15 protein-coding genes are annotated in these 20741 nt (G+C 36.5%); 3 read left to right on the top strand and 12 right to left on the bottom strand.

Translation table 11 applies throughout. The features are described from left to right. Nucleotides 1–391 precede the first annotated feature (391 nt). Both rpoC and rpoB read right to left on the bottom strand, forming a co-directional pair. Complete coding sequence (rpoC, locus tag B5D12_RS01780; protein ID WP_078755215.1) at nucleotides 392–4033, bottom strand: DNA-directed RNA polymerase subunit beta'; 3642 nt, start codon at nucleotides 4031–4033, stop codon at nucleotides 392–394. Nucleotides 4034–4088: 55 nt separating this feature from the next. Next, nucleotides 4089–7700, bottom strand: coding sequence for a DNA-directed RNA polymerase subunit beta (gene rpoB / locus B5D12_RS01775; protein WP_407645202.1), 3612 nt, complete (start codon nucleotides 7698–7700; stop codon nucleotides 4089–4091). A gap of 559 nt (nucleotides 7701–8259) precedes the next feature. Here rpoB and B5D12_RS01770 point away from each other — a divergent pair. After that, nucleotides 8260–8739 carry a nucleoside 2-deoxyribosyltransferase gene (locus tag B5D12_RS01770; protein WP_078755213.1) on the top strand — a complete coding sequence of 160 codons (480 nt, stop codon included), beginning with the start codon at nucleotides 8260–8262 and terminating at the stop codon, nucleotides 8737–8739. A 72-nt stretch (nucleotides 8740–8811) separates the two neighbouring features. Here B5D12_RS01770 and B5D12_RS01765 read toward each other — a convergent pair whose 3' ends face one another. The 10 genes from B5D12_RS01765 to lepB form a co-directional block, all read right to left on the bottom strand. Next, nucleotides 8812–10179 carry an NADPH-dependent FMN reductase gene (locus tag B5D12_RS01765; protein ID WP_078755212.1) on the bottom strand — a complete coding sequence of 456 codons (1368 nt, stop codon included), beginning with the start codon at nucleotides 10177–10179 and terminating at the stop codon, nucleotides 8812–8814. Nucleotides 10180–10182: 3 nt separating this feature from the next. Then, nucleotides 10183–10746 carry an NADPH-dependent FMN reductase gene (locus B5D12_RS01760; protein WP_407645203.1) on the bottom strand — a complete coding sequence of 188 codons (564 nt, stop codon included), beginning with the start codon at nucleotides 10744–10746 and terminating at the stop codon, nucleotides 10183–10185. Nucleotides 10747–10993: 247 nt separating this feature from the next. Next, nucleotides 10994–11839, bottom strand: coding sequence for a substrate-binding domain-containing protein (locus tag B5D12_RS01755; protein ID WP_078755210.1), 846 nt, complete (start codon nucleotides 11837–11839; stop codon nucleotides 10994–10996). 307 nt (nucleotides 11840–12146) lie between these two features. Beyond that, nucleotides 12147–12803 carry a phosphate signaling complex protein PhoU gene (gene phoU / locus B5D12_RS01750; RefSeq protein WP_078755209.1) on the bottom strand — a complete coding sequence of 219 codons (657 nt, stop codon included), beginning with the start codon at nucleotides 12801–12803 and terminating at the stop codon, nucleotides 12147–12149. 27 nt (nucleotides 12804–12830) lie between these two features. After that, nucleotides 12831–13589 carry a phosphate ABC transporter ATP-binding protein PstB gene (gene pstB / locus B5D12_RS01745; RefSeq protein WP_078755208.1) on the bottom strand — a complete coding sequence of 253 codons (759 nt, stop codon included), beginning with the start codon at nucleotides 13587–13589 and terminating at the stop codon, nucleotides 12831–12833. 1 nt (nucleotide 13590) lies between these two features. Beyond that, nucleotides 13591–14409: a phosphate ABC transporter permease PstA gene (gene pstA / locus B5D12_RS01740; RefSeq protein WP_078755207.1), complete on the bottom strand. Its 819-nt coding sequence runs from the start codon at nucleotides 14407–14409 to the stop codon at nucleotides 13591–13593. Beyond that, nucleotides 14409–15272 (bottom strand): phosphate ABC transporter permease subunit PstC, encoded by an 864-nt coding sequence (gene pstC, locus B5D12_RS01735; protein WP_078755206.1) that lies wholly within the window; start codon nucleotides 15270–15272, stop codon nucleotides 14409–14411. The genes pstA and pstC overlap by 1 nt, the downstream gene beginning before the upstream one ends. A 240-nt stretch (nucleotides 15273–15512) precedes the next feature. Continuing rightward, a complete protein-coding gene (gene pnpS / locus B5D12_RS01730) occupies nucleotides 15513–17279 on the bottom strand; it encodes a two-component system histidine kinase PnpS (protein WP_078755205.1) in 1767 nt (588 codons plus the stop codon). Then, nucleotides 17269–18042, bottom strand: a complete 774-nt coding sequence (locus tag B5D12_RS01725) for a response regulator transcription factor (protein WP_078755204.1) — start codon at nucleotides 18040–18042, stop codon at nucleotides 17269–17271. The genes pnpS and B5D12_RS01725 overlap by 11 nt, the downstream gene beginning before the upstream one ends. Before the next feature lie 29 nt (nucleotides 18043–18071). Continuing rightward, on the bottom strand, nucleotides 18072–18509 hold the full coding sequence (gene lepB, locus B5D12_RS01720) for a signal peptidase I (RefSeq protein WP_234982889.1): 438 nt from the start codon (nucleotides 18507–18509) through the stop codon (nucleotides 18072–18074). A gap of 125 nt (nucleotides 18510–18634) precedes the next feature. Here lepB and B5D12_RS01715 point away from each other — a divergent pair, with 125 nt between their 5' ends. Together B5D12_RS01715 and B5D12_RS01710 are read left to right on the top strand one after the other, a co-directional pair. Continuing rightward, on the top strand, nucleotides 18635–19309 hold the full coding sequence (locus tag B5D12_RS01715; RefSeq protein WP_078755202.1) for an endonuclease III domain-containing protein: 675 nt from the start codon (nucleotides 18635–18637) through the stop codon (nucleotides 19307–19309). A 165-nt stretch (nucleotides 19310–19474) separates the two neighbouring features. Further along, on the top strand, nucleotides 19475–20392 hold the full coding sequence (locus B5D12_RS01710; RefSeq protein WP_078755201.1) for a serine hydrolase: 918 nt from the start codon (nucleotides 19475–19477) through the stop codon (nucleotides 20390–20392). Nucleotides 20393–20741 lie beyond the last annotated feature (349 nt).

The following is a 20741-nucleotide window of genomic DNA, read 5'->3' as shown; positions in this document are numbered from 1 at the left end:
TTATATATATAATTTATAGGGGTATAAATAAAATAAATAGTTCGCATAGTTTTTTTTATTCTGTTTATCCCTCCCTTATTTTTTCATTTGAATATTATAACATTTTTAATTTAATTAGTCTTCTTTAATTAAGTTTGATTCCCAATTTGTCTTCGGTAAGAATCAGAATGACTGTTATTTTCTGAATCAATCGCTTTTATGACAAACAAAAAAAAGAGGTCGAACCAAACTTTTATGTTTTAGTTCAACCTCTATTACTTCTCAATGAAAGCGGGCAAGACGTAGAAAACCAAATGACTTTCGCTTCGTCTGTCCACCCACTCGCACAGGTGAGTAGCTCTCAAACAAGTCATTAAGACTCTATTTAAGACCACTCAACCTCTGCGCTAAATTATTCTACTTCTGCGGTTTCAGTTGCTTCTGTCGCTGAAGTTGCTTCAGCTTCGTTTAATTCTGCTTGTACGTCTAGGTTTGATTTGATATTACGATATCTGGTCATACCAGTACCAGCAGGGATTAATTTACCAATTGTAACATTCTCTTTTAGTCCTAATAAGACATCTTTCTTACCGCGAATGGCAGCATCTGTTAAGACACGAGTTGTTTCTTGGAATGATGCAGCAGAAATAAATGAATTCGTCTCTAAGGCTGCTTTGGTAATTCCTAATAACACTGGACGCGCTGTCGCTGGGATTTCTCCGGCTTTAATAGAAGATGCATTCGCATGAGCAAAGTCTGCGATATCCATTAAAGCACCTGGTAGAATTTTTGTGCCTGCTGGGTCCATAACGCGTACTTTACGTGACATTTGACGAACCATTACTTCGATGTGTTTATCGCCGATTTCTACCCCTTGGCCACGGTATACCGCTTGTACTTCACGTAATAAGTATTTTTCAACTGTAATCACGTCAGTAACACGTAACAATTCTTTTGGATCAATAGAACCTTCCGTTAACGCTTGACCACGTTCAACTATATCGCCTTCTTTTACTTTCAAGCGTGCTTGATAAGCAACATTATAAGTACGAGTATCACCGTTACCAGCTATCGTAATATCTTTCGAACGGTCGCCCACTTTTTCTTCGATTGATTCCACAACACCGGCTACTTCTGTAATAGTCGCTTGTCCTTTAGGATTACGCGCTTCAAAAATCTCTTGAATACGAGGTAAACCTTGAGTGATATCGCCACCACCCGCAACCCCTCCGGTATGGAAAGTACGCATGGTTAACTGAGTACCAGGTTCTCCGATTGATTGAGCTGCAATCGTTCCGACCGCTTCCCCAACTTCTACTTCAGATCCGGTCGCTAAGTTACGGCCATAACATTTTTTACATACACCATGTTGTGTATTACATGTAAAGACTGAACGAATCGTTACTTCTTTAATACCTGCATTAACGATAGTCGCTGCTAAATCTTCAGAAATCAATTCATTTGGTCCTATAATTACCTCACCTGTTTCAGGGTGACGGACTGTTTTTTGAGTATAACGACCAATTAATCGTTCTTCTAATGACTCAATCACACTGTTTCCATCAGCAATTTCGGTAATCACAATGCCTTTATCAGTACCACAGTCGTCTTCACGAACGATAACATCTTGCGCTACGTCAACTAAACGACGTGTTAAATAACCTGATTCGGCTGTCTTCAAGGCCGTATCGGTCATCCCTTTACGAGCACCGTGAGTAGAAATAAACATCTCTAAGACTGATAATCCTTCACGGAAGTTTGATGTAATCGGTAATTCGATAATCTTACCACTTGGCGCCGCCATGTTACCACGCATACCCGCTAATTGAGTAAAGTTAGAGATATTACCACGGGCACCTGAATCCGACATCATATGGATTGGGTTTAATCTTGGTAATGAGCTCTTAAGATCCTCTTGAATCTTATCTTTTGCTTGCTCCCAAGTACGAATAACACTTCCATAACGTTCATCTTCGGTAATTAAACCACGACGATATTGTTTCGTGATATTTTCAACTTTTTTATGTGCTTCCTCTAAAATACCATCTTTAGATTCTAGACGTAATACGTCTGCAACCCCAACAGTAATACCAGCACGTGTTGAATACTTGTAACCTAAGTTTTTCAATTTATCTAACATCACAGACGTTTCCGTAATTTGGAATCGTTTGAATACTTCCGCAATAATATTACCAAAGTCTTTTTTCTTAAACGGTGGTACCATCTCCATTGCGGCAATCGCTTCTGGTACATCTGTTCCCGGTTCTAAGAAATATTTATCAGGTGTTTGTTGGGTTAGGTTCGCATTAGTAGGTTCATTTAAGTAAGGAAACTCTATTGGCATAATCTCATTGAAGAATAATTTACCAATTGTTGTCACCATTAAACGTTCTTTTTGCCATTCAGTAAATGGTTTTCCAGGTAATGCTTTAGCTGGAATGGCAACACGTGTATGTAAATGTACATAACCATTTTGATAAGCAATTTCTGCTTCACCCACACTACTTAATACTAAACCTTCACCGATACGTCCTGGTTCTTCTAAAGTTAGATAATAGTTACCTAAGACCATATCTTGAGATGGTGTTACGACAGGTTTACCATCTTTAGGGTTTAAGATATTTTGAGCTGCTAACATTAGCAACCGTGCTTCTGCTTGTGCTTCTTCTGATAAAGGTACGTGTACCGCCATTTGGTCCCCGTCAAAGTCGGCATTATATGCCTCACACACTAATGGGTGTAGACGGATTGCGCGACCTTCAACTAAGGTCGGCTCGAAAGCTTGAATCCCTAAACGGTGAAGCGTAGGTGCACGGTTAAGTAACACTGGATGTTCACGAATAACTTCTTCAATTACAGGCCAAATCGCATCATCTTGAGTTTCAATCATACGTTTAGCATTTTTGATATTGCTAGCAATTTCACGTTCAACTAATTCTTTCATTACAAAAGGTTTGAATAATTCAATTGCCATTTCTTTTGGTAAACCACATTGATACATTTTTAAGTTAGGTCCAACGACGATAACAGAACGCCCTGAGTAGTCTACACGTTTACCTAATAAGTTTTGACGGAAACGACCTTGTTTCCCTTTTAACATATGCGATAAAGATTTTAATGGACGGTTACCTGGTCCGGTTACGGCACGACCACGACGACCATTATCAATCAAAGCGTCAACCGCTTCTTGTAACATACGTTTTTCGTTTTGAACAATAATACCAGGTGCGCCTAAATCTAATAAGCGTTTCAAACGGTTATTACGGTTAATAACACGACGGTATAGATCATTCAAGTCACTTGTCGCAAAACGTCCACCTTCTAGTTGAACCATTGGACGAATATCAGGTGGGATAACAGGTAGGACATCTAATACCATCCATTCTGGTTTATTACCTGATTCATTGAAAGCATCCAAGATGTCTAAACGGCGAATCGCACGTGTACGCTTTTGACCAGTTGCGGTTTTTAAGATTTCTCTTAATTCTTCAACTTCTTTTTCAACGTCTACCATTTCCAGTAATTCTTTAACGGCTTCTGCACCCATTTTTGCATAGAAACGGTCACCGTATTCGCGTTTTTTCTCACGATATTCTGCTTCCGTTAATAATGATTTAAATTCTAACGGGGTATCACCTGGATCAATAACGATGTATGAAGCAAAGTAAATCACTTCTTCTAAGTAACGTGGACTAATATCCAATACTAATCCCATACGACTTGGAATTCCTTTGAAATACCATACGTGTGTAACCGGAGCAGCTAATTCAATATGTCCCATTCTTTCACGACGTACTTTTGCTTTCGTTACTTCAACACCACAACGATCACAGACGCGTCCTTTATAACGAACGCGTTTTAATTTACCACAGCTACATTCCCAATCTTTAGTTGGTCCGAAAATACGTTCACAGAATAATCCGTCACGTTCAGGTTTTAATGTACGGTAGTTAATGGTTTCAGGTTTTTTTACTTCACCGTATGACCAACTACGAATTTTTTCGGAGGATGCTAAGCCAATTTGCATGGCTTCGAAATTATTAACATCTATCAAGGGGCCGACCTCCTTTTTTTATTTTGGAGCGCCTAATACTCCAATGGCACCTAGGCTATTCTTCAACTGTTTCTACTTCTGCTGACTCTTTTTCAGTGTTGTTTTCTGTTTCGCCAACTTCTGCTTCTAGTTTAGCTTTTTCAGCTTGTTTTTGTTCTTCACGATATTTATCTAATGCATTGTAGTTAATTACGTCATCATCATCGTCATCGTCACGTAATTCGATTTCATTATCATCTGCATCTAATACTTTAAGATCTAATCCTAAGGCTTGTAATTCTTTGACCAATACGCGGAAGGATTCTGGTACACCTGGACGCGGAATTGGTTGACCTTTAACGATTGCTTCATATGTTTTCACACGTCCCACAACATCATCGGATTTATACGTTAAGATTTCTTGTAAAGTATAAGCAGCACCATAAGCTTCTAGTGCCCAAACTTCCATCTCACCAAAACGTTGTCCACCAAATTGTGCTTTACCACCTAAAGGTTGTTGCGTTACTAATGAGTAAGGTCCTGTTGAACGAGCATGTAATTTATCATCAACCATGTGGGCTAATTTAATCATGTACATAACCCCAACAGAAATCTTACGGTCAAATGGTTCACCTGTACGTCCATCATAGAGAATGGTCTTCGCATCTTGTTCTAATCCGGCTTCTTTAACGGTATCCCACACATCTTCTTCGGTCGCACCATCAAAGACTGGAGTCGCAATTTTAATGCCCATTTGACGAGCAGCCATCCCTAAGTGTAATTCTAATACTTGTCCAATATTCATACGTGAAGGTACCCCTAATGGGTTTAACATAATGTCAATTGGTGTTCCATCAGGCATAAATGGCATATCTTCTTCCGGCATAATTAAGGATACTACCCCTTTATTACCGTGACGGCCGGCCATTTTATCCCCTTCACTAATTTTACGTTTTTGAACGATATAGACACGAACTAATTTATTTACACCTGGTGCTAATTCATCGCCAGCTTCGCGTGTAAAGACTTTAACATCATGAACAATACCGCCACCACCGTGAGGCACACGTAATGAAGTATCACGGACTTCACGAGCTTTTTCACCAAAGATTGCGTGTAATAAACGTTCTTCAGCAGATAATTCGGTTACCCCTTTAGGTGTGACTTTACCTACTAAGATGTCACCATCTTTCACTTCAGCCCCAATAGAAATAATACCGTCTTTATCTAAGTATTTAAGGGCATCTTCACCTACGTTAGGGATTTCACGCGTAATTTCTTCAGGTCCTAATTTCGTATCACGCGATTCTGATTCATATTCTTCGATGTGAATTGAAGTATAAACATCATCTTTCACTAAACGCTCTGACATGATGACCGCGTCCTCATAGTTATAACCATCCCAGGTCATGAAGGCTACTAATGGGTTTTGTCCTAAAGCCATTTCGCCATTTTCCATTGAAGGTCCATCCGCTAATATATCATTTTTCTCAACAATATCCCCTAATTTTACGATTGGACGTTGGTTGTAACAAGTTCCCGCATTTGAACGAGCAAATTTAGTTAAACGATATTCATCGGTAGAACCATCCGCTACTTTAACTTTCACACGATTCGCATCCACATAAACTACTTCACCGTCACGTTTACACAATAAGGCCGCTCCCGAGTCGTGAGCTGCTTTATATTCCATACCTGTTCCGATCAATGGTGATTGTGGATTAACCAATGGCACTGCTTGACGTTGCATGTTCGCTCCCATCAAAGCACGGTTAGAGTCATCGTTTTCTAAGAATGGAATAGAAGCTGTCGCTACCGCTACTACTTGTTTAGGTGAAACGTCCATAAAGTCAACTTTGCTTACTGGTACTTCTATATTCTCAGAAATATAACGTGACATTACCACATCATTTACGAATGAACCATCTTCATTTAATAATGAGTTAGCTTGCGCAACTGTATATAAATCTTCTTCATCGGCTGATAAGTAAATAATTTCATCAGTAACTTTTAAGGACTCTTTGTCTACTTTACGGTAAGGTGTCTCAATGAAACCGAATTTATTAATTTTCGCATAGGTAGATAAACTATTAATTAATCCGATGTTTGGTCCTTCAGGTGTTTCAATTGGACACATACGACCATAGTGAGAGTAGTGAACGTCACGCACTTCGTATCCAGCACGGTCCCTCGTTAAACCACCAGGCCCTAAGGCTGATAAACGACGTTTATGAGTTAACTCACTTAATGGATTTGATTGGTCCATAAATTGTGACAACTGAGAAGAACCGAAGAATTCTTTAATAGCTGCTACGACCGGACGAATGTTAATTAATTGTTGTGGAGTAATGGTCGCAGTATCTTGTAAGGACATACGCTCGCGCACCACACGTTCCATACGGCTTAAACCAATACGGAATTGGTTTTGTAATAATTCACCCACAGAACGAATACGACGGTTACCTAAATGGTCAATATCATCAGTTGTTCCAATGTTTAATTCTAAGTTTAAATAGTAGTTGATTGAGGCGATAATGTCAGCTGGTGTTAAGTTTTTAACGCCTTCGATATTACCATTTCCAATAATATTAATAACTTTTTCAGGGTCAGCTGGTGAATAAACACGAATGACTTGTAAATCAATTGGTTCCGCAACAACACTTTCAGGTGCTGGATGCAAAGTAACCAAATTAATATTGTTATCTAAGTATGGTGTTAAAATATCGATTTTTTCTTGATCTAATTCCGTCCCCTCACTAAAGATAACTTCTCCTGTTTCAGGGTCAGCTAACGTTTCAGCTAATGTTAGACCTAGTAAACGATGTTTTAAATGTAATTTCTTATTAACTTTATAACGACCTACAGGTGCTAAGTCATAACGACGTGGATCAAAGAAGCGTGCTGTTAATAAGTTACGTGAGCTTTCTGCTGTCTTTGGTTCACCTGGACGTAGACGCTCGTAAATATCTTTAAGGGCTTCTTCCACACGTGAATCGGTGATATTCTTATGGACATCTTTTTCTAATGTTAAATCTAGTAATTCAGATTGACTGAAAATATCAATAATTTCTTCATCTGAACCAAAACCTAATGCACGAACTAATGCGGTTAAAGGTAATTTACGTGTACGGTCAATACGCACATAAGCAATTCCTTTAGCATCCGTCTCAAATTCTAACCATGCACCACGATTAGGAATGACGGTAGATGTATAACTATGACGTGATTTTTTATCCACTCGATCATGATAGTAAACACCTGGAGAACGAACTAATTGTGAAACGATAACACGTTCAGCACCGTTAATAATGAATGTACCCATTTCGGTCATAATTGGGAAATCACCGAAGAATACTTCTTGTTCTTTTACTTCTCCTGTTTCTTTATTAACCAAACGTAAAGTCACATAAATTGGTTTAGAATAGTTGGCATCATGGCTACGTGCCTCTTCTAAATTATATTTTGCTTCTTTAAGTTCATAATCAATAAAATGCAACTCCAAATTCTCAGTATGATCAACGATTGGAGAAATATCTTCAAACATTACTCGCAATCCTTCATCAAGGAACCATTGGTAGGAATCAGTTTGAATTTCGATTAAGTTCGGTAATTCCAAAACTTCATCAATTCGCGCATAACTACGTCTTTGAGCTTTTTTACCGTATTTTACAATATGATGCTGACTCAAGCTGTTCACCCCTTCTAAATATTAAAGCGCCGAAAGTTACGTTTGTATTACAAATATTACATTTAGCTAACAAATCACTTTTTGTACTATTTTTAGGCAAAAAAAAGACAAAAGAGATCGAGTTTTAAAAAAATTATTGGCTCGTATCTTTTGTTCTTTTCGTGAAAACGCTGTTGGACAATATTTCAACCCGTTTTCTAAACTACTTTCCTGCGTCTTTGCAACTTATTATATTACATTAATCTTCAACCTCTGTCAACCCCTTCTGTCATGAATTATGCTCGTGGTTTTGCGATGTTTTTATTTGCGTTAAACTGAGTTTGCTTAGCATACAAAAATGACTGATTAATTCCTACTTGTGTCAATTCTTCATACTTCTTTATTTCTTGTCACGCTTTTTTTTAATTGATTTATCGCGTAGCCACTTTAACTTATTAATCAACTTTTTTATCACGAATTTTCAGGTAGTATGACAAATATTTTCCATTGTTTCTAATTGCTTCTCTCGATTTGCTTCACTATAATGAAGAGTAGTTTAAATGATTTTGGAGGTTATGATATGTCGAAATTATATTTTGCTGCCCCGTTATTTACTGAAATGGAACTAGCTTTTAATGCTAAATTAGCTCAAACAATTCGAGAAGCTCTACCTGACCTAGAAATTTTCTTACCCCAAGAACAGGGTGAAATTAACGATAAAAATGCTTATGCTGCTTCAACTATGATTGCCAAATTAGATACCGAGGCTGTCCTATCGAGCGATGTGTTACTAGCAGTCTTAGATGGGCAAGTCATCGATCCAGGTGTCGCTTCAGAAATTGGTGTCGCTTATCAAGCTGGTATCCCAATTGTTGGTTTATACACTGACTCTCGTCAATTAGGTGGAACTAACCAACAAAAAATCGAAGCCTTACAAGAAATTGCAGAATCCCAATTTGGATATGTCAATTTATATACTGTTGGCTTGATTAAATTGAATGGTAAAATCGTCAATAATAGTTCAGCTGTTCCTGAAGCCATCGAACAATTTTTAGCCTAAATAATATAAAACGTGGTTAGTCTAACATCTTCTTGGATGATTGGTACTCGCCACGTTTTTTATGCTAAAAATTTAATACTGGTCACTTGCTCCCGAAGTCGCATCTATCATCGTTGGTCGATGACCTGATTTGGCTTCCGATTCAGCTTCTGTTGTATCTGCTTTTGTTGCTTTTTGTACGTTTTCTGTTGGAAGGTTTATGTCTTGCATATTTTCTTCTTTTTTACTTTCATGGTTTAAATGTTTAACGGTCGCCGTAGTGGTAGTATCTACGTCTTGTTTTGAGGTTTTTGTGTCATCAAAACCTACATCGATTACTTTTATAACCTGAGGTTGAGTATCTTGTGTAGACGTTGACTGCTTTGATTGTTCATTGACATAAATAAATTTCGCTTTAGCCTTTTCACTTGGTTCTGCTTCTCCAGCTGCACTTAATTGTGTTGGACTGGAAGTCGCATCAACCTTTGCTTCGATAGTCTCATTTCTTTGTACTGGTGGATTTTTTGTTTCCAAATGCTGACTAGCGCTACTTGACACATCTACTTCAGGGATTTCTGGTTCTGTGTATTGACTTTGCTTCGTTGCGGTTAAGTCTTCCTCGTTCGTTAGAGATTGTCCCGTTTGCTTTAAATACTGTTCAATTATTTGCGCATAATCCATGATAAACTCTTCAATTGAAACGATACTTCCGTCTTCATCTGTTACAGTCTGAAAGGTGTGAACAATATACTGCTCTTTATTCCCCGTAGGCACATGATAGTGGGCGACTTCTTTTTCTCCTGACTTTAATTGTTGGATAATTTCTGCTACTTCTGAATCATCCATTCCTTTTGAAAAATCACCAAGTTGATAGCTCTGATGAATAATGCCTTGTTTACGATGACGTGGTTGTTCGACTTGTTTTAAAATATGAACAAAGCGAACAAATTTTTCAATACATTCTGATAAATATTGAATGGTTTTGGCGTCAACTAGCCGACCATTTTCATCAAAGGCTTCTTTCGCTTTGCCTAATAAAAATTCATTTCCTGGAAAAACATGGGCTCTTAGGCCTGGCGCTTCTAATATTTGTCGTAAATGTAATTGCGATCGAGAAGTGCCGAGTACATCATAACTGGCACCAACTACCATGACCGGTTTCTCTTCAAATGGATGTAGTTTGTATGACAACCATTCTAGAACACTTTTTAAAGCTGGTGGAATCGTATGATTGTGTTCAGGTGTCGCAATAATAACACCATCTGCTTCTAAAATACGTTGATTTAAGTATTGAACATTCTCGAGGTCAAGATCATCAGCAGATACATTAAAGAGTGGCACTCTAGAGATTTCCAGTATTTCTAGGGAAAATAGATGCTGAAAGCGGGCTTTAATTTCGTTTAATAACAAGTGATTATATGAATGTTCTGCATTTGAACCGACTAGACCGACTAATTTCATTATTTAATCCACCTCTCTTTTCTCCCAATTATAATTCTCTGCTTCTTTTCTATGAACCGATGTTGCTTGGGTTACTTGTTCCATCACATTAATAAACGATAAATATTCATCAAACAACTTCGATAATTTTATTTTATTTTCTGCATTAATTAATTCCCCTGCTTCATCAAATGCTTTTAATGAATGTCCTAATAAAAACTCAGAACTCGGCATGATACGTGCTTTTATTTCTGGAGCGTCTAATATTTGACGTAAGTGTTGTTGAGCGCGAGACGATCCTAATACACCATATGAGGCGCCGGTAATCATGACAGGCTTGTCAACAAATGGATAAATCCCATATGAAAGCCAAGCAATTGCATTATTTAATGCCGATGGTATCGTATGATCATATTCTGGAGTACTAATAATCACCCCTTGTGCTTGTTCAATCTTAGCCGCTACATCCATGACTTCAGGAGGAAGTTGATCAAATGCTGGTTTATTAAATAATGGAAAAGCGTCTATTTCTACTAATTCAATCGAGGCTTTATCCGCAAATGTCTTTTTCATGTACTGTAATAACATCCGATTGGTAGAACTTTTTGCATTGGATCCCACTAAGCCAATCAATTTATACACAAAGATCCCTCATTTCTTATAAATAATGTCGTACAATCAGTATTCCAACACCAATTATACGCTTACAATCATTATAAGTGTATCAATTGCATCTCTTTTGGTCAATCTCTATATTAGTCGGTATGAATAGTACAAAAAACAGCCTAGCGAACTAGACTGTTTCAATCTTAATAAGGTTTTGTGTTTATGTTAATTATTTAACGTCTGCCCAATCAGTGATTTCACCTAAGTAAACTTTTTTCAAGTTTTCTAAAGTAATATCTTCGATTTCAGCATCTTTATTAACGATAACTGCGATACCATCTAAAGCAATTACGTCAACATCTAAGTTTTCAGCCTCTTCTTCTTTTAATTCACGTGAAGCCATACCTAAGTCAGCTGTACCGTTATTAGCTGCTTCGATACCTGCAGAAGAACCTACTGATTCAACAGAGATGGTTACATCTGGATTTAATGCTTTATAAGCTTCTCCTAATACTTCAATAACTGGCGAAACTGAAGTAGAACCAACTAAGGTTAATTCACCTTTTAATCCTGAAGCTTCGTATTCAGTAGCTTCATCTTTAGACTCGATGTATCCTTCTTCTTCAACGATTTTTTGTCCTTCTTCAGAATGGATAAAGTTTAAAAAGTCTTCAGCGATTTCAGAAAGTCCATCTTTTTTCCATGCAACGTTAAATGGACGAGCGATTTTGTAATCACCAGCTTTAATAGTTTCAGCTGAAACTTCTACACCGTCAACTGTTAAAGCTTTAACATCTTCATTTAATGAACCTAAAGAAATATAACCAATAAAGTTAGCGTCACCCGCTACTGTTTGCATAACACCATTTGTACTGTTTTGGATAACTGCTGAAAGGTCTGTCATATCATCGCCGTTTTCATCTACAACGTCTACTAATTCAACGAAAGCTCCACGAGTTCCTGAACCATCTTCACGAGATACTACGTTAATTAATCCTTCTTGTGCGAATACTGAAGGTAATGCTACAGATGCAGTTAATAATGCAATTGCTATTTTAGATAAAGCTTTTTTCATAATATTAATATTCTCCTCTTAAATAAAAGTTTTCATCAATACCTTTGTGGTACATGTTAAATATAACATTCAATTATCAATTTATTGTAAATTAATTGTAAATTCAACGTAAACATTTCCAGTGACACTCACCAACTCCGGTAAAAACATTGAATTTTCGCCTCCGTACAAGCATCCGTTTTGGCACTATTTTTATTATTTTCAACAAATAATCCATAGAAATGTTAATTAAAAAATAAAAGCAGAGCATTTCAAAACAAAAAACTCTGACAACTTCAATCATCCAAAGTCATCAGAGAAAATATTTTTAATTTAATTCGATAATCTCACCTGTATTCAAGTAAACAATCCGTTCGCAGATATTTGTCACATAGTCACCAATACGCTCTAAATTACGCGCGACACCGATATAGCTCACACCAGATGTGATAACATCCGATTGTTCTTCCATATCTTTAATCACAATCTTGAAAAGCTTTGATAATAAAGCATCTACTTCTTCATCACGCTCTGCTATCGCTTTAGCTCCACGTGAATCTTGTTCCATAAATGCCGTAATCGCATCCGTTAACATCACTTGAACTTTTTCGGCCATTTCCATTAATACTTGATTAATTTGGGGCGCGTCTTTAAAGTTTTCATCTAAACGCATCGTTGCTTTCGCAATCGATACCGCATGATCGGCAATACGTTCAATATCTTGTGAACCGTGTAAAACAGTGAAGATTAAACGTAAATCCCTTGCTACTGGTTGTTGTAAGGCAATAATACGATAAGCAGCTTTTTCAATATCTGCAGTAGACGCATTAATTCTTAAATCATCACTAAATAATTCATGCGCCAATTCTTTATCGTCATTTTGATAAGCAGTTACCGCTTTATGTAATGATTCATTGGCTGCATTACCTAAACTTGTCAATTGAACATATAATTCTTTTAACTCTTGCTCGTATACACTTCTCATCTTAATTCCTCCTATTTGGAATAATTATTAGCCGAAACGACCAGAGATATAATCATCTGTACGTTTATCTACTGGGAATCCAAAGATTTGTTCGGTGCCTCCAAATTCTATCACTTCTCCATTTAAAAAGAAAGCTGTTTTATCGGAAATACGGGCCGCTTGTTGCATATTATGCGTTACAATGACTACCGTATATTTTTCTTTTAATTCATGAACTAATTCTTCAATCTTATTAGTCGAAATTGGGTCTAAGGCTGAGGTTGGTTCGTCCATTAATAAGACTTCTGGGTTATTCGCAATTGCTCGCGCGATACAAATACGTTGTTGTTGCCCACCAGACAATGCGGTCGCATTTTGATGTAATTTATCTTTGACGGTATCCCAAATAGCAGCTCCTTTTAACGATTCTTCAACAATTTGATCTAATTGAGCACTATCTTTGATTCCATGTGTGCGTGGTCCATAAGCAATATTATCATAAATACTCTTCGGGAATGGGTTCGGTTGTTGGAAAACCATACCCACACGTTTACGTAACTCATTGACATTATAGTTTCGATTATAGATGTCTTGACCATCTAAAGTAACCAATCCATCCACTTTAGTTCCAGGAACCAAGTCTTGCATCCGATTTAAGATTTTTAAAAACGTTGATTTACCACAACCTGAAGGTCCAATAAATGCTGTGACTAATTTTTCTTCAATCTTCATATCAATATTGTGAAGTGCTTGAAAATCACCATAATAGAAATCTAAATTTTGTATATCAAATTTTACCTTTGCCATCTTATCTTCCCCCTGTTGCTAACTTGTTACCTAATCGAGTAGATAACCAGTTAATGGTTAATACTAAAATAATTAAAACTGTCGCCGTTGAGTAGGCTTCTTTCACGTGGAAACCTTCTTGGGATAAAACGTACATATGTACCGCTAATGTACGACCTGGGGACTTAAGATTTCTGATCATATTAGATGAAGAACCTAAAGTGTAAAGCAAAGCAGCCGACTCCCCAACTATACGACCAGTCGCCAAGATGAGTCCTGATAAAATCCCAGGCATTGCGACCGGTAATACTACGGTAAAGATGGTTCTAAGCTTACCAGCACCCAATGCTAAACTCCCCATTCGCAAACTATTATGAACGGATAATAAAGCTTCCTCTGTCGATGAAATAATAATAGGTAAAATCATGATCGTTATCGTTAAAATACCAGCGTAATGTGAAAAGCTACCGAAAACTCTATTTACAAAAAATAACATCCCGAACAAACCATAAACAATCGACGGAACTGCTGCTAAAGTATCAGTAGCTAAACGAATAATCGGTAAAATTTTACTTGAACGATCCGCATATTCTACTAAATAGAAACCAGTAAAAACACCGATTGGTGCGGCAATTAATAATGATACTCCAACCACGACTAAAGTTGAAATAATAGCCGGCATCATCGAGACGTTTTTAGTGGTATATTCCCATTCGAATAAACTTAGGTTCATTGATGAAAAACCATTCCAAACAATAAAACCAATAATAAATAATAATATCCCTAAGGTAAACATTGCGGCAGCCCAAACTAGCCCTTTAATAAAATGATTCGTTTTCATTAAGCTACCTCCTTATTCTTCTTAATCAACATGAAAATAATATTGATAATAATGATAAATACAAATAATACTGCTGCGGTAGCGATCAAGGCATCACGGTGATCCCCAGACGCATAACCCATTTCTAATACGATATTTGTCGTTAACGTTCGGACACCAGAAGTTAACCGACGAGGGAGTGCCGGTTGATTACCCGCTACTAAAATGACCGCCATTGTTTCACCAATTGCCCGTCCAATCCCTAAAATTACAGAAGATAAAATACCTGAACGAGCTGCCGGTACGACCACACTCATCACTGAGCGTTCATGAGTAGCCCCTAACCCCATACTAGCCGAATAAAAATCTTTTGGCACAGCTCTAATTGCAGATTCTGATAGTCCAATGATAGTAGGTAATATCATAATTCCCAATAATATCGAAGCGGTGATAATATTCATCCCTGTTCCACCAAACAATTGTCGAGATAAAGGAACCAGTAATTGTAAAGCAAAAAAGCCATAAATAATCGATGGAATGGCCGCCATTAAGTTTATAGCAGGTTTGGCATAGCGATAGAGTTTTTCAGGGCAGAAGTAAGCCATAAAAACAGCTGTTAAGACACCAATTGGTACTCCAATAATAACAGCACCAATTGTAACCGCAAATGATCCAACAATCATTGGAAAGATCCCAAATTTAGGTGTTGATGCGGTTGGTCTCCAAACACTCCCACTTAAAAAATTCCAAACACCAGTCTTTAGTAAGAAAGGAATTGCTCCTTGAAAAATAAAATAAAAAATCAAAATAATAGATACAATCGACAAAGTCGCACAAAATAAAAATACATATTTCATGAATGTCTCTTTAAAATCTCGCATCATAATCTTCCTCCATAATTTCTCTACCTTCAATTTTAACGGTTTTATTCTGAAAGGTTAAGTAAGGTTATTGTAAACCGGAATGAAGTAAAAAGTGTTTAAAATTAAAATAAGATTAGTTTTGTAAATTGAACGTAAATAAATAAGAGAAAGATTATTTTTCTCGTCGTAATATAATCTTTCTCTTCCTTTATAGGGCTTTCTTTTATAGAAAACGTTACTAAAAATCTTTATATTATTTTTTTAATTTTTTCCTTCTAAATTTCTTTTCCCCCAATATTTGGGCAGTCTGACGGTAAAACTAGAGCCTTGACCTACCTTACTTTCAACTGAAATGGTTCCATTCATTGTTTTTACTAAGTGGCGAACGATTGATAGTCCTAATCCTGTCCCACCCGTTTGACGACTTCTGGCCTTGTCTACACGATAAAACCGTTCGAAAATTCGCTCTTGTTCTTCCAGAGGAATCCCTACCCCTTGGTCAATAATCGATAAACGAACCATTCGTGAACTTTCTTCAGCACGAACCATAATCTTTTTATTGTCCTCAGAATAGTTAATCGCATTATCAATTAGATTGGTTACGATATTTTCAATCCGTTGTTCATCTGTTTCAATCATTATCGGACCAGAATTCGGTAGTACCAATTGCATGTTTTTCTGTTCCAAACGCTCAGCAAATAAGTGAGACAAGCTTTGAATCTTCGCTACTAAATCAAAACTAGTAACATTAATCGCAAGCTGTTGCTTTTCAATACGTGATAACGATAAAATATCTTCAATAATATGCTCCAAACGATGACTCTCATCCGCAATAATATTAATAAATTTCATCGCAATTACTGGGTTTTCCATGGCACCATTTTGTAATGTTTCAGCAAAGCCTTTGATCGCTGTTACCGGCGTTCTTAGTTCATGTGAAGCATTGGCGACAAATTCAGATCGCACTTCTTCTAACCTTCTAATAGCCGTTAAATCATATAATAAAATTAAAATTTCATCATTGATATTTCCTTGGCCATAAGGAACAATATTTACGTCAACAATTTGGGTATGCGGCACCCATAGTTCAACTTCCTCTCGTTGTGCTAAATGATTTTGGCGTACTCGATCAATCATCGATAAAATAGGATAACTTTTAATAACACTCGTATAATGCTCGCCGATATTTCTATCTACAATATCCAACATCGCATTAGCCGCTGGATTGGTTAAAACAATTTTTCCTTCTGAATCAACAACAACAATACCCAAAATGAGATGATTGATTAGAACACTACGCTGATGAACCGTAGTGGATAAAGCATTTTCTTGTTTAATTAAATTCGAACTCAACTGTTGGAGTGATTGTGTCATTTCTCCCACTATGCCATTGTGACCGTTTTGTATTAAGGGAAATTGCAACTGATAATCCTTATTCAAAAGCTTATGCAGCACAACATTTAGCTTACGAAGCGGAATAAAATAGTACCTCCAAAAAAGGCTAATAACGATGACTAACAAGATAATGATAACGGCTAATATGACGGATAAAATCTGTAAATTATTGTCTACTAAACTAATCGCTGGCATCACCACTACTACCCAGTTAGCTATACTCGCTTCGGTTAAAGGAATGGTGGCTAAATAATGAGACGATCTCAACGATATTTTAGGTTTACTGTTTACTTCATGGACTTGTTCTGAAATCAATTTTTTAATATTTTCATTTAAATTGCTACTATCATAAAATAGTTCCGGCAATTGATTGGTTAAAGATTGTTCTCGTTGAAACCATAAAATGGACACATCATACTGTTCTTCAATTGCCTCTAACTTCAATTTAGAAAGAGGCTGATTTTTTTTCAACTGTAATTGGATGGGTTCTATTACTTGATTCATTCTATCTTGCATGACCATTCGGTGAACGGTTGCATCTAGGGCTAGTACAGCGAGCACAATAGTAAAGATGGAGACAATAATAATAAATAGAATATTGCGGTTACTTAGAAGTTTAGTATTATTTTGCATAATCAGGCACCTCAAAACGGTAGCCAAACCCTCTAACGGTAATGATATATTCTGGATTTTTATTATTACGCTCTATTTTTTCTCTTAAATTACTAATATGAACATCTACAATTCTAGTCTCTCCTAAGTAATCAAATTGCCAAACTTGCGTTAATAATTGTTCTCGACTCAAAGTTCGACCCTGTCTATCTGTCATATAGACTAATAGTTCATATTCTTTAGGTGTAATTTCGATTTGTTCTCCACGAACCCAGACTTCAAATCGATCAGTTAAAATCGTTAAATCTCCATAAGTTTTTTTGGTATCATTTTCAGGTATCGGTACTGAATTATCAGGTGTCATTCGCACTTTTTCAACTTCCGCTTCTTCAATTTCATCATCAACTCGATAATGACTAACGGATGATCTTCTTAAAATGGCTTTGATTCGAGCTAAGACTTCATTTGGACTAAAGGGTTTCGTCATATAGTCATCAGCTCCTAGCTCTAAACCAATAATTTTATCATATTCATCTGCACGAGCTGTTAACATTAATATTGGAGTTTGAATGCCTTTTTGTCTAACGCGCCGGCAAACGTCCATCCCACTCATTTGTGGTAACATCACATCTAAGACAATAAAATCATAATTTACGGTTTTAATCATTTGATAAGCCGTCTTACCATCTAATGCGATATCTACTTCATAACCGGCATTTTCTAACGTATACTGCAATAATGTTACGATTGAACTCTCATCATCAACAACTAAAATTCGTTTCACTAAGGTAACCTCCAAAATATAGTACTCTTTTACTTTGAAAATATTTTAACGATAATTTCTTCTCTTTTAATGACACCCAAAGTACGACTGTCGACAGAACTGCGCCGATTATCTCCTAGCACAAAATAACTATCATTAGGAATAACACATTCCATTGGACGACGTAAATAATATCGATTCGCTTCTGTTAAATAGGGTTCATATAATATTCTTTGATTGATTTCTACACCTTTAGGTGATAGACGTAGGGATTCATCAGGCAAGCCAATCACACGCTTAATGAACAGTTTCTCTTTTCTTTTAAAAATAACAATATCATACCTTCGAATTTTTCTAATTGGTTTTGATAAAACGATATCTCCTGAGTGAAAAGTAGGAGCCATTGAATTTCCAGATATTTTTACCAGAATCTTCTTAAAAATCAAACTGCTAATACAAAAAATCAAAAGAAAATAGCTCACATTCATGACCACCTTTGCCCTTTCCATTATAATCTATTTTGATGACTTTACGCAAAATTTTCACTATAATCTTTGTTACATGGAGTGATTCTTTCATTTACCTATATTAAAAATCGTAAAGGAGCAGCTGTATGGACAATCGATTGATTACTGTTAATCAACTATTTAACTTATTAGAAAGACATTATCAAGGGAGCATCGAAGATTGGTGGCCACATGAAAGCAAACACGAAATTGTTATCGGAGCCTTTTTAGTCCAGAATACTACCTGGCATAATGTCGAACTCTCACTCAATCAAATCAGGCAAAAAGCCAGTTTTTCTCCGAAAACCATTCGACAACTTTCCCAACAAGAGTTAAAAAAACTAATTCATTCAAGTGGTTTTCATGAAAATAAATCCCGAAATATTATAGAGTTTTTCGAATGGACCAAAACCTTTGAAGACCAATATGACAAGATTAAAGCCCATTTTGGTCCTTCCCTGCGTAAGGAACTATTAAAAAGGCGTGGTATCGGACCTGAAACGGCAGATGTTTTATTAATGTATGTATTTAACGAACCCGTCTTTATCGCTGACAATTATGCACGACGACTTTTTCAATTACTGAAGGCGCCTGTCCCTTTAACCTACCCCGCAGTAAAACAGTTTGCTGAAAACAATGGTGAATTAACCGTTGCTGAATGGGCCGCTTTTCACGGATGGATTATTCAATTTGCCCAACAACATTTACGCCCCAACCAAAAAGCATCCGATCATTTTTTAACCGGTTATCAATTAATCGCGAACCACGGCAATGGTAATTAAGTGATTAAAACTAATTCATCACAAATCCGATAATGGTCATTAAATGTTTAATTCTCTTAGGTAGTGTTGCTCTTTGTGAAGTTCACTAAATCTTCACATTAAAAGAGTAGCTATCTGTTTTTTTTATGATATAATGAGTTGGTATTTTGATAAGAGGTGAAAAAATTGCTTAAAAAATTTTTTGCAACATGTTGTTTATGTCTCTTTGCTTGGTCATTCGGTATCACGCCTTTGATGGTTGTTCAAGCCAATGATCAGTTAAAAGATGTTGATCAAAATTATTCAATTGAAAACAAGACCGTAGACGATATTCTTTACGATACAATTAGTGAATTTGGATACAATAGTGACCAAATCGCTATTGCATTCTATGACTTTATTGATGATACACACTATACTTTGAATAGTGACATTACCATGTTAGGAGCCAGCACAACAAAAGTTGCGACCGCAGCACTCTATACATCCTTAGTTAATGAAGGGTATTTATCTTTCGATACACAAATTCCCTTTGTTGAAGCAATGTTTGAAGAAGGTGGCGGCAATATTACCAATAGTCCTATCCGACCAAGCTACGCTTTGCAAGATTTAATCTATGAAATGTTAATCAATTCAGACAATACCGCTTGGAATTTATTAACGCATTATTACTTTAATTATATTGGCAACCATCAAAACGCTATGTTAATGCTTAGCGGTGCCGATATTTATGACCCAGAATTATATCAATTTAATCATGTGAATGCAGAAGTATTAGAAGGCATCTTAATTGCAATTGCTTCTTCTGATTATTATTCTAATGTCGTTGACACGATGTTAGCAGCCCAACCTCATTGGTTACTAAAATATTATCTTAATGATAATATGGCTGTGAAATATGGATACTTAGATGAGTATTTCCATGATACCGGCATTTATTTTGATGAAAACGGCGAGCCACTCTACACCTTAGTGGTCATGACGGACAGTATTGGCCTCGATTATGATGGTATGCAAAATGAATTTTTTGGACTGATTAACTTAAGACTAAATCGTTGGTTTGAAGCCCAACACGAATCAAATTCAATCAGCAAAACACTTTAAACACAATCAATTCATTGCATTTAAAAACATTCACAATGATATCTACGATTTTAAGTGCATAGAGTGTCCTTTAGTTTATTCGGTTTTAAATATAAGCAGACTAAGTGGTCTATAGCTAATAATTTTTGCCCCGCCTATCAAATAGGCATAATTAAGTAAACAGACATCGTTTTGTGGCATTTAACTATTTATATAAAATAAATAGACGAGACTGAACAGAAATAATTTGATAGGATCCTTTTAAAGTAGCATTACTTTTTAGTATTTACTTAACAAGGAGCCGTTCATATTATATTCGTGCCAGTCTCTTTTTTATTGATATTGATTATCATTCAATCTTCGTCAGTCA

The sequence above is a fragment of the Globicatella sulfidifaciens DSM 15739 genome, from assembly GCF_900167405.1.
GTDB classification, from domain to species: Bacteria; Bacillota; Bacilli; order Lactobacillales; family Aerococcaceae; genus Globicatella; species Globicatella sulfidifaciens.
The sequence above is the reverse complement of the archived record's forward strand: the minus strand, read 5'-3'. Positions and strand labels throughout refer to the sequence as shown.